Origin of the sequence: Marinobacterium sp. xm-d-530 (assembly GCF_013283365.1) — a bacterium.
Classification (GTDB): Bacteria; Pseudomonadota; Gammaproteobacteria; order Pseudomonadales; family Balneatricaceae; genus Marinobacterium_E.
The window spans coordinates 308,051-321,749 of record NZ_WBYM01000004.1 but is presented as its reverse complement, the minus strand read 5'-3'; the positions used below and the strand labels follow the sequence as shown (position 1 = coordinate 321,749).

At 49.7% G+C, this 13,699-nt stretch carries 11 protein-coding genes; 3 read left to right on the top strand and 8 right to left on the bottom strand.

The genetic code is table 11. The features are described from left to right. Window positions 1-32: 32 nt before the first annotated feature. Window positions 33-3,935, bottom strand: a complete 3,903-nt coding sequence (gene purL / locus XMD530_RS08835; protein WP_173507047.1) for a phosphoribosylformylglycinamidine synthase — start codon at window positions 3,933-3,935, stop codon at window positions 33-35. A 104-nt stretch (window positions 3,936-4,039) separates the two neighbouring features. Between purL and mltF the strand changes: the two genes are divergently transcribed. Further along, complete coding sequence (gene mltF / locus XMD530_RS08830) at window positions 4,040-5,452, top strand: membrane-bound lytic murein transglycosylase MltF (RefSeq protein ID WP_256388210.1); 1,413 nt, start codon at window positions 4,040-4,042, stop codon at window positions 5,450-5,452. Here the strand turns inward: mltF and tadA are convergent. The 7 genes from tadA to guaB all read right to left on the bottom strand — a co-directional run bounded on the left by tadA (window position 5,436) and on the right by guaB (window position 11,305). Further along, complete coding sequence (tadA, locus tag XMD530_RS08825; RefSeq protein ID WP_371731755.1) at window positions 5,436-5,939, bottom strand: tRNA adenosine(34) deaminase TadA; 504 nt, start codon at window positions 5,937-5,939, stop codon at window positions 5,436-5,438. The genes mltF and tadA overlap by 17 nt on opposite strands. Window positions 5,940-6,041: 102 nt before the next feature. Then, complete coding sequence (locus XMD530_RS08820) at window positions 6,042-6,344, bottom strand: hypothetical protein (RefSeq protein ID WP_173483010.1); 303 nt, start codon at window positions 6,342-6,344, stop codon at window positions 6,042-6,044. Window positions 6,345-6,479: 135 nt separating this feature from the next. Beyond that, window positions 6,480-7,031, bottom strand: a complete 552-nt coding sequence (locus XMD530_RS08815; RefSeq protein WP_173507045.1) for a hypothetical protein — start codon at window positions 7,029-7,031, stop codon at window positions 6,480-6,482. A gap of 2 nt (window positions 7,032-7,033) precedes the next feature. Further along, complete coding sequence (locus XMD530_RS08810) at window positions 7,034-7,585, bottom strand: hypothetical protein (RefSeq protein ID WP_173498436.1); 552 nt, start codon at window positions 7,583-7,585, stop codon at window positions 7,034-7,036. 30 nt (window positions 7,586-7,615) lie between these two features. Further along, a complete protein-coding gene (locus XMD530_RS08805; protein ID WP_173507044.1) occupies window positions 7,616-8,161 on the bottom strand; it encodes an NnrU family protein in 546 nt (181 codons plus the stop codon). Window positions 8,162-8,164: 3 nt separating this feature from the next. Beyond that, window positions 8,165-9,745, bottom strand: a complete 1,581-nt coding sequence (guaA, locus tag XMD530_RS08800; RefSeq protein ID WP_173483014.1) for a glutamine-hydrolyzing GMP synthase — start codon at window positions 9,743-9,745, stop codon at window positions 8,165-8,167. Between the two features lie 90 nt (window positions 9,746-9,835). After that, window positions 9,836-11,305, bottom strand: a complete 1,470-nt coding sequence (guaB, locus tag XMD530_RS08795) for an IMP dehydrogenase (RefSeq protein WP_173481199.1) — start codon at window positions 11,303-11,305, stop codon at window positions 9,836-9,838. A gap of 170 nt (window positions 11,306-11,475) precedes the next feature. Here guaB and xseA point away from each other — a divergent pair, with 170 nt between their 5' ends. Together xseA and XMD530_RS08785 are read left to right on the top strand one after the other, a co-directional pair. Then, complete coding sequence (xseA, locus tag XMD530_RS08790) at window positions 11,476-12,831, top strand: exodeoxyribonuclease VII large subunit (RefSeq protein WP_173507043.1); 1,356 nt, start codon at window positions 11,476-11,478, stop codon at window positions 12,829-12,831. Window positions 12,832-12,860: 29 nt separating this feature from the next. Beyond that, complete coding sequence (locus tag XMD530_RS08785) at window positions 12,861-13,673, top strand: M23 family metallopeptidase (RefSeq protein ID WP_173507042.1); 813 nt, start codon at window positions 12,861-12,863, stop codon at window positions 13,671-13,673. The last annotated feature ends 26 nt before the right edge of the window (window positions 13,674-13,699 follow it).

The window sequence follows — 13,699 nt, the reverse complement described above, 5'->3', positions numbered from 1 at the left end:
CACTCTAAATTGAGTGGCTAACAGTGGGTGGCTTAGCCAACCCACTTACGTGCATTACGGAACATACGCATCCATGCACCATCTTCACTCCAATGATCTGGAGCCCAAGAGTTCTGTACGGCACGGAACACTCGCTCTGGGTGAGGCATCATGATGGTGACACGACCGTCGGCAGAGGTAACACCGGTAATCCCCTCTGGTGAACCGTTCGGGTTCGCTGGGTAGTTCTGCGTCAATTCGCCGCGGTTATTTACATAACGCAACGCCACGGTACCTGAACCACTTAGATTAGCCAGATGCGACGCATCGGCAAATTCAGCGCGACCTTCGCCATGTGCAACAGCGATTGGCATACGCGAACCTTCCATACCCGCTAGGAACAGTGAGTTCGATTTCTGCACTTCAACCATCGCCACACGAGCTTCAAACTGCTCAGACTCATTGCGCACAAAGTGTGGCCACAGCTCAGCACCTGGAATCAGTTCGTGTAGATTAGAGAGCATCTGACAACCGTTACAGACACCCAGTGCGAAACTGTCTTGGCGCTCAAAGAAGGCACTGAATTGATCACGCGCACGGTCATTAAATAGCACCGATTTCGCCCAACCTTCACCCGCACCCAATACGTCACCGTAAGAGAAACCACCACAAGCGACCAAACCTTTGAAGCGATCCAACTCAATGCGACCAGCGAGGATGTCACTCATGTGAACATCAACCGTATTGAAGCCGGCACGATCAAACGCAGCAGCCATCTCAATTTGACCATTAACACCCTGCTCACGCAGAACAGCCATCTCTGGACGAACCCCAGTCGAGATAAAGGGTGCAGCGATATCTTCATTCACATCAAAGGAAAGATCAGCATTCAGACCAGGATCTTCAGCATCCAACAGTGCGTCAAACTCTTGCTTAGCACAGTCAGAGTTGTCACGCAGTGATTGCACCTGATAAGAGGTCTCTGCCCACCAACGCTGCAGCGTTACTCGACTCTCAGAGTAAACCTCTTCATCATCGAAGCTGATGTTCAACAGATCATCAGGATTCAAAGCACCAACCACTGATGCGATCTCACCGATACCGGCCGCATTCAATTCAGTCAGTACCTGCTCAGTATCTTCACGCTTAACCTGAACAACCGCACCGAGCTCTTCTGCAAACAGCGCCGCTGCAATTTCAGACTCATCAGACGCAAGGAGATCTAAACTCAGGTCAACACCAGTGCGACCGGCAAACGCCATCTCAGTGATGGTCGCCAGTAGACCACCGTCTGAACGGTCGTGGTAAGCCAGCAGTAAACCTTGCTCATTTAGGCCTTGAATGGCGGCAAAGAAAGTAGCGAACTGATCGGCATCATCAAGATCTGGAACATCAGCGCCCACTTCGTTAAATACCTGCGCCAGTGCCGATAGACCCAAGCGGTTTTTACCCTGCCCTAGATCCAACAAAATCAGATCCGTTTCACCTTGATCCGTACGAAGCTCAGGAGTTAGTACACGGCGAACATCAGAGACGGGTGCAAAGCCAGAGATCACCAGTGAGAGTGGCGATGTCACAGACTTCTGCTCATCAGCATCCTGCCATACAGTGCGCATCGACATCGAGTCTTTACCCACTGGAATCGTAATACCCAGTTCAGGACACAACTCCATACCTACCGCGCGAACGGTATCGTACAGTTTCTCATCTTCACCAGGGTGACCTGCAGCACACATCCAGTTGGCTGACAGCTTCACATCACTTAGGGCTTCAATCGGGGTACCAGCAAGGTTGGTGAGTGTCTCACCAATCGCCATACGACCAGATGCAGGGCCATCAACCACAGCCAGTGGTGTACGCTCACCCATTGCCATCGCTTCACCGGTGTAACCGACAAAACCTGTCGAGGTTACCGCACAGTCAGCAACGGGAACCTGCCAAGGGCCGACCATCTGGTCACGAACAACCTGACCAGTAATCGAGCGGTCACCAATGGTGATCAAGAAAGATTTAGAGGCAACTGCTGGCAGCTTGAGCACACGCTCAACCGCTTCAGCCAGTTTAATGTTGCTGCTATCAAACGCAGGCACTTCGTACTGTGCACGAGTCACAGAACGGTGCATTTTAGGCGGTTTACCAAAGAGCACGCTCATTGGTAGGTCGACCGGTTTATTTTCAAAGTGGGTGTCGTTAAGAGTAAGGTGGTGATCCTCTGTCGCTTCACCGACTACAGCATAAGGACAGCGCTCACGCTGACAGATCTCTTCAAAACGTGGCAGATCCGCCGGTTTAACCGACATCACATAACGCTCTTGCGCTTCGTTACACCAGATCTCTAGCGGAGCCATTCCTGGCTCATCGTTGTTGACGTTACGTAGCTGGAAGTAACCACCACGACCACCGTCTTTTACCAATTCTGGGAATGCGTTCGAAAGACCACCTGCCCCTACGTCGTGGATAAACTCGATGGGGTTGGCTTCACCTAGCTGCCAACAGCGGTCAATAACCTCCTGACAGCGACGCTCCATCTCTGGGTTGCCACGTTGTACAGACGCAAAATCAAGATCGGCTGATGAACTGCCCGAACTCATCGAGGATGCAGCACCACCGCCCAGACCGATCAACATTGCAGGCCCGCCTAGACAGATCAGTTTAGAACCAACCTCGATCTCACCTTTTTCAACATGGTCAGCACGGATGTTACCCATACCACCGGCCAGCATGATCGGTTTGTGGTATCCACGTACCTCTTCACCGTTTGCGCCAGGTACCGACTGTTCAAAGGTACGGAAATAACCGTTCAGGTTTGGACGACCAAATTCGTTGTTGAACGCCGCACCACCAATTGGACCTTCGATCATGATATCGAGTGGCGACACAATGCGTTCAGGCTTACCGTATTTCGACTCCCAAGGCTGCTCAAAACCAGGAATATTGAGATCAGAGACCGTAAAACCGGTTAAACCTGCTTTAGGTTTAGCACCACGACCTGTTGCACCTTCGTCGCGAATCTCACCACCAGAACCCGTTGCAGAACCCGAGAAAGGCGCAATAGCGGTTGGGTGGTTATGCGTCTCAACCTTCATCAGGATGTGTACAGGCTCATCATTGTAGCCGTACTGTTGAGATTCAGAGTTCGGGTAGAAACGCGGTGCCTGCCAACCTTCGATCACGGCCGCGTTATCTTTGTACGCTGATAGAACTTTTTCGCCGCCTAGCTCATTGGTGTTCTTGATCATACCGAACAGAGATTTCTGCTGCGCTTCTCCATCGATATCCCAAGAGGCATTGAAGATCTTGTGACGACAGTGCTCAGAGTTCGCCTGTGCAAACATCATCAACTCGACATCAGCGGGGTTACGACCTAGCTCTTTGAAGCTATCGACAAGGTAATCGATCTCATCTTCAGCCAGTGCTAGACCCAATATTTGGTTAGCGGTAGCCAAGGCTTCACGACCACCGCCCAGGATATCAACACGACCCATTTCGCGTGGCTGTTCGTGTCTAAATAGTGAGCTAGCTTGCTCTAGGTCGCTCATGACCGCTTCAACCATGCGATCATGAAGCACGGCTTGAACATCGCTCAACTCTTGCTCGCTTAGCTCTGCCACACTCTCAACGTAAAACGCCGTGCCGCGCTCAATACGATCAATCGCATCCAAGCCACAGTTGTGCACGATATCAGTCGCTTTAGAGGACCAAGGTGAAATAGTACCTGGACGAGGAACAACCAGAATAAGTTTGCCTTTGGGATCTTGCTGATCCGCTTTTGGCCCATATCGTAGGACACGCTCAAGAATCGAGTATTTCTCAGAACTCAACTCAGAGTTCATATCGGCAAAGTGAACAAACTCCGCATAAAGTCCGGTAACTGACGGAACTTTTTGGCTAACAGCGTTAAAAAGCTTAGCGTGACGGAAGGCAGAAAGAGCTGGAGCTCCGCGCAAAACGAGCATGGTTTCAGAGGCCTCTTGGTGATCCTGCGAATCAGGCGTTGGAAAACGTGCAATTTTAGCGCAAACTGACGCAATTAGGGAGAGCTAGCAGCTAATCATTACGAATGTTTATCCTTCGACAAGCACCAAGATTAAGACCGTATATCTATACTGCCGGCATTCTGTTTCTGGCGGTTTGGATTGTCTTGACCAGTGCCAACCGAAAACCGCTGATCGAACAGATAACGGATAGAGGCTATCTACGTGTCGTTTCACTTGCAGCCCCCCTATCCACACTCGATATTGATCAGACTCGCACAGGCTTTGAGTATCAACTGGCGACAAACTTTGCCGATCATCTAGGTGTCGGTATCGAATTCATTATCGCGGAAGATCATCAACATGTTTTTCAGGCTTTGCGTGATCGTCGAGCCGATATTGCAGCTGCCAATCTTCACCTAACGCCATCTCGAGAGTCGATATACCAACCCCATCCAAGCTATCGCGACAGCCGCACACTGGTTATCTACAGAAAGACCCAAGGATTCAAGCGTCCTAAATCATTCGCTGATATCAAAGAGGGCAACATTATTGCTTTGGATGGCAGTGCCGAGGCGGCCCAACTGCTCAGCATCAAACCCGATATAGAAGTTGACCTTCTTGAGGAACTCAATCATTTAGACCTGATGACCCTATTACAGAACAGGGAGGCCACCTTCGCGGTTGTACCTTCCGATCTTTTCAGTCGGGTGAAAAGCTATCACCCCGAGTTAGCAAAAGCCTTTGAGATCCAAAGCGACGCTCCTGCTGTTTGGTACTCGCTAAAAAGTGAAGATCAAACTCTAAACCGAGCCGTAAGCGATTGGTTAGAAAAACCCGAATCCAAGAGGCTGATTGAGCAGCTCAACCGAGACTCTACCCCACCCAAAAATCCCCTTAACTTTGTCGAGACACACGCTTTTCGCATGGCACTTGAGGAGCGCTATAAGCCTTTAAACCCCTACTTCGTTGAAGCAGGCGAGTTGGTTGGGCTCGATCATCACATTCTCGCCGCGGTGGGCTATCAAGAGTCGCACTGGGATGAGGATGCCGTTTCTAGCACAGGCGTGCGAGGCATCATGATGCTCACGCAAGCGACAGCAGAAGAGATGGGGGTTGAGGAGAGAACAGACCCCAGAGAGAGCATCATCGGGGGTGCAAAATACCTGAGAAAAATGGAAGAAAAAGTGCCTGATCGTATTCCAGAGCCCGAACGACTTTGGTTAGCCATGGCCGGTTATAATGTTGGCTTTGGACACCTAGAGGATGCTCGCATACTGACTCAACGTGGCGGCAAAAATGCTGACAGGTGGGAGGATGTAGCGCAGTTTTTACCACTACTTGAAGATCCAGAGATTGCGGCCAAAACCCGTCATGGAGAGGCTCGCGGTAGTGAACCCGTCACCTATGTGAACAACATTCAAAAGTATACGCAGATCATTGAACCGTTCAGGCGGTTGAATCAAAACCGTTCTATCAAACTTAAACCTCTGGATTAGAGGCCTCGCCAAACTTGTTGAGCCTGGCTTGTCGCTTTTCATCTCGACGGCGTGCAAAGAAGTCACTGATCATTGATGAGCACTCATCTGCCAGTAACCCACCCTGCACTTCCACACGATGATTGAGCCAAGGCTGAACAAAAAATTGAGCTTGGCTAGTTGCCACCCCCGCTTTGGGCTCCAAGGCTCCGAACACCAATCGCTTGATACGAGAGTGCACAATGGCACCAGCACACATAGAACAGGGTTCGATCGTTACATAGAGCGTTGCATCCACAAGGCGATAGTTCTCAAGACGATTAGCAGCATCCCTGAGGGCTTGGATCTCTGCATGTGCTGATGGATCACAGCCGCTGATTGGACGATTAAAGCCACGACCGATGACTTGATCATCAAGGACAACAATTGCACCCACAGGCACTTCGTTGTGCTCACCCGCCTGCGCCGCTAGCTCAAGCGCCTGCCTCATCCAATACTGATCGTCCACATTACGTCCTAAATTTTAAAACCCTATGGTAACTTGCACCCCAAAAACAAAAAAGCCGCACAGTGTGCAGCTTTAATCTGATGTTTTGCTTTTAACGAGCGATTACTCAGCTTTCAGCTGGTAAGTAGAGCTACGAGGCCCTTCAACACGCTTAATCAACTCAACATCTTCAAGTTTTTTCAATGACTTAAAGAATTGCGAGCGAGAGACTTTAATCCCTTTTGCAATCGCAGAGTCAGCAAAGACTTCGTAGCTAAGAGAGGCTTTAGCCGTATTTTGATCAGCCACTTCCCAAAGCATGTTAAGAACTTGACGGTCAGAATCAGTCAACGAATCCAAACCCAGCTCTTTTGAGGTTGAATCAATTAGCTTGATCAAACCTAGATAAAATTTCAAAGTGCTCATACAGAGTTCCTTTAATTATTCAGCAGGAACTTCGGCCTTAACAGCCTCTCACTGCTATCAACTTGTGCATTATAGCAGACTTATTAAACCTAGCAATCAACTAAGGTATTCCACATCGCGAAATTGACTAAAAAGTCAGTTTACCTGCTTCTTAATAAGATTCACTAGGTGTTTCTTAGACAGCATCAACAGAGTCAGTGCGAGCAGAGTACCTAGCAAGTCACCTACCAAAAATCTAAACGACAACAGTCCGATCGACTCATTAGTGAACAGTAGAGTATGCAAAAGTGCATTAAATAGTGATGATACAAAAGCGACAGCCAGAACAACTCTGAACAGAACCAATTTAGAGTCGTCAGCAATGGGCAGGGGCGCCAACAGTGGTGCAAGTCGATTAAAGTTCCAAATAACCAATGGAATAAACATCACCAGTGTACTAACTAGGGCATCTAAAGCGATCGACGGGGTCGGAACCGCCCATATCACATAGGCCATAAGATGGGCGGTAAAAATCGGTAGAAGCGCTCGATAACCAGACAACACCACCATCACCGTTTTAATGCCGTGCGGAATATAAAGAAAGCTAGCCGCTGAAGCAGGCAGTAGATAGGACTCTAACGGAAAGATCACTTCATATTGGATAAGCAATCCAACAGAGAGTAGCGCAAACAACGTAATCTGCAGCACAACTAATCACTCACTCTATGAGCAATTCGAGACAATAGACTCCAAAGCAGAAGAGCCACGAATATACCCAACAGATCACCCGTTAAATATCGAAACGCCAAAAGCGTTACACCGCTCTCGCTATACCAGGCCGCATTCGCCAATGCATTAAGAAGTGCAGCAATCAAACCAACCGAGAAGGTCAGCCGAGTCATTTGAGGCAATGAGAACCCTGATCCCATTACACCCGATAAGAGTGGACGTTGCGAGACGTAGTTAAACATCAACATCGGTATTAACATGACAACCGAGCTAACAAACGCAGAGAAGAGAATCCTTCCGGCATCGACTCCGATCAGGATATCGGTCGTTAAATGAGCTAAAGCGATAGGTAAAACCGCAATCGGTCCGACCAAAACGATCAACAGCGCTTTGATGCCATGAGGAAGAAACAGAAGACTGGCTGGACCTTCTGACCAGTGAGACAGCAACACAGCCTCAGCAGGCCAAATGACCTGGTACTGAAGCAGCATAGAGACCATTAAAATGAGATATCCAAAGATTAATGGTTTCATCTGCTTCATCCCTAAACGCTCAGTCGACCCTTAACCAAAAACTGGGTAGCCCAGTTTCATATGAGCCATGGCTATGGCACCAAACAGAACAGCCGTAACGATGGCGGCAATCAGTTCACGAACAAGACTCGTTGGTCGTTTTTCAAGTTCAGGCTTACCCGCTTTGTTAATCAGTATCACGCTGATCACGGCCCAAGCGAGCAGACCACCAAACAGAACAAACGACGCGCTGTCACCATTAACCATCAAGTGCGCAATCGCCCAGGTTTTGACAGCGCTCAGTTGCAAATGACGCACACGGTTTGCCAATGCACTTTTAACGACTGAAACGACCAGTAGGTAGACAGCCAGCAGCATCAACAGGTTATTGATACCCACCATCGCGGGGTTGCGACCCCAGTAGTGAGTCGTCTCAACCTGTTGATAGCCGAATACCATCATTAACACTGAGATCAGAATCGCAACAGCGATCAGGCCTTTTCCAAGATTGCCTAAAGAGGCCCTAAAAGCGGGTGCTATGCGCTTAAGAAGGTGCGCTAATGACCAGAGAAAAACACCTGAACTTAAAAGAAACATCGATTATTCCCACTCAATGGTTGCAGGTGGTTTGCTCGAAACATCGTATGTCACACGAGAGACCTGCGGAATTTCATTGATAATACGGCTAGAGACCGTCTCTAGCAGCTCGTAAGGTAGGTGAGCCCAGCGAGCGGTCATGAAGTCGATCGTTTCAACGGCGCGAATCGCAATCACCCATTCGTAACGGCGGCCATCACCCACAACCCCTACCGACTTAACGGGTAGGAATACGGCAAAGGCTTGGCTCGTTTTATGGTACCAATCCGCTTTATGCAGCTCTTCGATAAAGATCGCATCCGCTTCACGAAGAATGTCGGCATACTCTTTCTTAACTTCACCCAAAATACGAACACCGAGACCAGGGCCTGGGAAGGGGTGACGGTAGACCATATCGTAGGGAAGACCCAGTTCAAGACCGATCTTGCGAACTTCGTCTTTAAACAGTTCACGCAGTGGCTCAACCAACTCAAATGCCATATCTTCAGGAAGACCACCCACGTTGTGGTGCGACTTGATCACATGCGCCTTGCCGGTCTTCGAGGCAGCCGACTCAATCACATCCGGGTAGATGGTGCCCTGAGCCAAGAAGCGACACTCAGTTAGTTTAGCCGCCTCATCATCAAATACTTCAATGAAGGTATTACCGATAATCTTACGCTTCTTCTCAGGATCCGCTTCACCTTTAAGACGACCCAAGAAAAGATCTTCAGAATCAGAACGAATAACACGAACACCCATGTTGTTCGCAAACATCTCCATGACCTGATCGCCTTCGTTCTTACGAAGAAGACCGTTATCAACAAAGACACAGGTCAGCTTATCGCCGATCGCTTTATGCAGAAGCGCTGCAACCACAGAGGAATCGACACCTCCCGATAGGCCAAGCAATACTTTATTGTCACCCACCTGAGCTTGAACACGCTCAACCAGATCCGCAATGATATTGGCCGGCGTCCAAAGTGCTTCAGTACCACAGATGTCACGGACAAAACGCTCAAGAATACGCAGACCCTGTTTCGTATGAGTCACCTCTGGGTGGAACTGCACGCCGTAAAGTTGACGAGCAGGATCACACATAGCGGCAACGGGTGCTGACTCAGTCGCAGCGATGATTGAGAAACCCTCAGGTAACTCAACGACCTTATCGCCGTGGCTCATCCAGACATCCAACGACATGACACCGTTGTTTGCCATATGATCTTCGATACCTTCAAGTAGACGACTTGCGTTATCCATCAAACGGACACGTGCATAACCGAATTCACGCTCGTCCGACGAAGCCACTTTACCGCCAAGCTGTTCTGCCATGGTCTGCATGCCGTAACAGATACCCAAAACCGGAATACCCAGATCGAAAACCACCTGTGGAGCACGTGGCGAATCCAACTCCGTCACAGACTCAGGACCACCGGCTAGAATGATACCCTTTGGATTGAAGGCACGAATGTCAGCTTCGTCCATATCCCAAGCATAGATCTCAGAGTAGACGCCGATTTCACGAACACGACGTGCGATCAACTGGGTGTACTGCGATCCAAAATCTAGAATAAGTATGCGTTGCGAATGGATATCTTGGCTCATTTCTTTCTGATTCCAACTGCGGGCAAGCTGCCCTTAAAACTAAAAATGGGGCAACCTGAGTTACCCCACTGAAATTCTAACTATCGAGTCTTAACCGACGCGGTAGTTTGGTGCCTCTTTGGTGATGCTGACATCGTGCACGTGGCTCTCGCTCATACCTGCATTGGTAATACGAACAAACTCTGGCTTGGTGCGCATGGTATCGATATCACCTGAACCGGTGTAACCCATAGAGGCGCGAAGACCACCCATCAACTGGTGTACAACGCCTGCCAGCGGCCCCTTCGAAGGCACACGACCTTCAATGCCTTCTGGGACAAGCTTATCTTCGCCCGCTTTCGCATCTTGGAAGTAGCGGTCTGAAGAGCCAGTCGATCCTGACATCGCACCTAACGAACCCATACCACGGTATGACTTGAAAGCACGACCTTGGAACAGCTCAACTTCACCTGGCGCTTCATCAGTACCGGCAAGCATAGAGCCCACCATGACGGCAGAGGCACCCGCAACAATTGCTTTCGAAATATCGCCCGAGAAACGGATACCACCGTCAGCAATCAGAGGCACGCCACGCTCAGCCATCGCCGCAGCCACATTGGCTACCGCACTGATCTGTGGCACACCGATACCTGCGACGATACGTGTCGTACAGATAGAACCAGGGCCGATACCTACTTTAACGCCGTCAGCACCCGCATCCGCTAACGCGATGGCAGCATCTGCTGTTGCGATGTTACCGCCGATCACCTGTACATCTGGGAAGTTCTGTTTAACCCAACGAACACGATCAATAACACCTTTTGAGTGACCGTGTGCCGTATCAACAACAATGACATCGGCACCCGCTTCAGCCAGTGCTGCAACGCGAGCTTCTGTATCCGCACCAGTACCTACCGCAGCACCTACCAGTAGACGACCGCGAGAATCTTTAGCCGCATTAGGGTAAGCCTGCGCCTTGTTCATATCTTTAACCGTCACCATACCGGTCAGTTGGTACTGCTCGTTTACGGTTAGAAGTTTCTCGATACGGTGTTTACGCAGAAGGTCAGAGATCTCTTTGTGAGTCGCATCTTCACCCACCGTCACTAGACGCTCTTTGGGTGTCATGATGTTAGAGACTGGGGTGTCTAGGTTCTCTTCAAAGCGAACATCACGGCTAGTGACGATACCAACCAGGTCGCCGTTCTCAACAACAGGAAAACCAGAGAAGCCCACTTCACGAGACAGCGCGATGATTTCACGAACCGTTGTAGTCGGCTGACAAGTGACTGGATCAGTAACAACACCCGCCTCGAACTTTTTCACTCGGCGAACATTTTCAGCCTGCTGTTCGATGGTTAAGTTTTTATGAATGATGCCGATACCACCCTCTTGCGCCATAGCAATCGCAAGACGAGATTCAGTCACGGTATCCATCGCCGCAGAAACCAGTGGGATGTTGAGTTCGATACCCTTGGTCAGACGTGTTTTCAAACTAACGGCGTTAGGCAACACTTCTGAATAAGCGGGAACGAGAAGTACATCATCAAAGGTCAAAGCCTCTTCAACAATTCGTAACATTCTAAAAAACCTGTCTAAATGGGCAAAAAATTAGCCCAATACATTACTAAAATTCGCCTTTTTTATCAATCTAAAGTCGCAGTAAATAGCGGCATTTTTCACCCTTTTTTCTGCGCCGCACAATAGGATTTTTTCTGTTAAAAAGAAGCAACAACCGCTAGCATGACCGGATGAATGTTCAAACCTCTTCAAATCGAACAGCCATCGCAGTTAGCGAACTGAACAAGCAGGTAAAATCGCTGTTGGAGAACTCGTTTCTTTCGATCAGGGTCGTTGGCGAAATCAGCAACTTAGCCAAGCCAAGCTCTGGCCACTGGTACTTCACCCTTAAAGATCAGAAAGCTCAGGTTCGCTGCGCCATGTTCCGTGGTAACAATTTGCGGGTGAACTTTGCCCCCAAGGAGGGTGACCAGGTGGTTGTCACCGGACGCGTGAGTCTTTACGAAGGGCGTGGCGACTATCAGATGATCTGTAGCGCTATGGAGCAAGATGGCCAAGGGCAACTCCAAGTCCTATTCGAAAAACTAAAGCTAAAACTGCAAGCGCAAGGGCTATTTGAAGCGGACCGCAAAAAACCGATCCCTGAACACCCTAAATGCATAGGCGTGATCACCTCCCCCACTGGAGCAGCGATTCACGACATCTTGACGGTACTCAAACGTCGCTACCCTGGACTACCCGTCAGACTTTACCCAACGGCGGTTCAAGGCAATGAAGCCACTGGGCAAATTGTTAAGGCGATTGAACTGGCAAACCGCGAAGGGATCGCGGATGTACTCATTGTGGGTCGCGGTGGCGGTTCGCTTGAAGATCTCTGGCCCTTTAACGAAGAGGTCGTTGCGCTCAGTCTAGCCAACTCAAACATCCCGACCGTTTCGGCGGTCGGGCACGAAGTCGACTTCTCCATCGCCGACATGGTGGCGGATTTAAGAGCCCCTACTCCGTCAGCAGCAGCCGAATTACTCAGCCCCAATGGCGCAGAGATATTAGCCAACATCAATCGAGCTGAGCGCGCTCTTAAACAGCGGTTTGATTGGTTATTGTCAGCAAAACAGGCACAGTTAAAGAGCCTACAACAGCGGCTTAGACACCCCGGAGAGCGTATCCGCGAACAGGTTCAGCGTAGTGACGAATTGGAGCTGAGACTGCACAGCGCGATGAACCGATTGATGCGCGACAAACGCAGCCAACTCAATCAGAACCAAAGCCAGCTTAGTCGTCTCAATCCGAGTAGAACTCTTACTTCTCATCAGGAACAGGTTAAACAACTGATGAGTCGGTTAGAGAGTCTTGCGAAGAGTAAAATTGATCGACGAAAGCTGGAGCTGGCTGAAAAGGTGGGCCGCCTTCAGGCCATTAGCCCGCTAGCGACGCTTGAGCGTGGCTATGCATTGGCGACGACTGATCAGCACGAGGTGATACGCGATTCACGCCAAGTTAAGGCCGGGCAGAGTATCAATATTCGACTGCAAAAAGGCTCCATCACATCAACGGTTACAGATATCCACACCGAAACCAACGATTGATAAGCACACTAATAATTAAGGGAGAGAGTATGCGATTACCCCTGTTTCTGATGACACTGTCACTGGCTCTATTCAGCCTAACTGCAAAAGCACTGCCCACAGAGTCTCGTGTACCGGGCGGTATCGCCATCGTAGACCTAGGCCTGCCCAGCAGCGAGCCTGCACCTGAAGTGACATATGACGGTTACCGCGTGATGGTTGTCGATAAAGAGGGACAGTGGACTGCCGTTGCCGGCATTAGCCTTAAGGCAACCGTTGGCAAAGCTCAGGAGCTAAAATTCAATGGCAAGACGCTAACATTCCAATTAGACGATAAAGCCTATCCAGAACAGCGTTTGAAGATTAAGCAGCGTAAATACGTCGAACCCGATCCCAAACAGGTTGCACGTTGGAAACGAGAGTCGGTTGAGCAAAAGAGCGCCTACAAACTGTTTACTGAAAACGAAGACCCAATAGTGACTCTAGCAATGCCTGCTGAAGGCCCCTACTCCAGCGCCTTTGGACTCAAACGATTTTTCAATGATCAGCCACGTGCACCCCACTCTGGACTGGACATTGCTGCACCCGATCGTTCACCGATTAAAGCAGCAGCTAAAGGCAAAGTAACCGCCGTAGGAGATTACTTCTTCAATGGCAATACCGTGATCATCGACCATGGCCATGGCCTATCAACCATGTACTGCCACATGAGCCAAATTGACGTCAAAGTCGGTGATCAAATCGATCTGGGACAACAGATCGGTCTGGTGGGTGCCACAGGACGAGTGACAGGACCCCACCTACACTGGGGCGTGAGCCTTAATAACCAACGCGTAGACCCACTGCTATTCGTTCAACAGTAATGAATATGTTACCCTGCGCGCCGTTC